General features: G+C 39.5%; 1 protein-coding gene. It reads right to left on the reverse strand.

Going from position 1 to position 593, the window contains the following annotated elements:
* Positions 1-427, reverse strand: a 427-nt coding sequence (locus ACFQQL_RS19110; protein WP_465254084.1) for a peptidylprolyl isomerase, incomplete at its 3' end; no start/stop codon positions are given.
* Positions 428-593 lie beyond the last annotated feature (166 nt).

The raw sequence follows: 593 nt of genomic DNA on the forward strand, positions 1-593 counted from the left end.
CTTCTGTCTTGTATTTCTCTTCGAAAACTTTCTTCGCTTCTTCATCCGAAACTTTTACGCCGCTAGTTGCTGCTTTTTCACTAGCAAGCATACCTTTTATACGCTCTTTAAGAACTTTTTCGTCCTTGATTCCGTTTTGCTCAAGAAGCTGCTTGAAAGCCTCGTCTCCGCCAGATTCTTTTTTGATCTTAGCGATTTCTTTTTCGACTTCTTTATCGGATACTTTGTATTCTTTTTCAAGAACCATCTGGTCAACCATTTCTTTCAGCACTTGGTTGCCGTAGCGTTCTTTCAGCTCCTGATAAAATTCGTCTTGCGTGATGTCTCCAGCTTTAGACTCCACTACTTTTTCTGAACCGCCGGAGTTGCATGCAGATAAAGATAATAGGCCAGCTGTTAGGCCGACAGATAGTAACCATTTTTTCATTCTGTAACACTCCTACATTTTGAAGTAATAATTTAACAACTCTTACTATAGCATAAACATCACAGTAATTTCTATGCAAGGGGGGAAATATGAGAAAATTTACACAAAGAAAAGGCATGCAATAAAAAAAATCACCGGAACCGGGACATTCGCCCAACCCAATTGG

This window comes from Georgenia alba (genome assembly GCF_042665525.1).
Classification (GTDB): Bacteria; Actinomycetota; Actinomycetes; order Actinomycetales; family Actinomycetaceae; genus Allobogoriella; species Allobogoriella alba.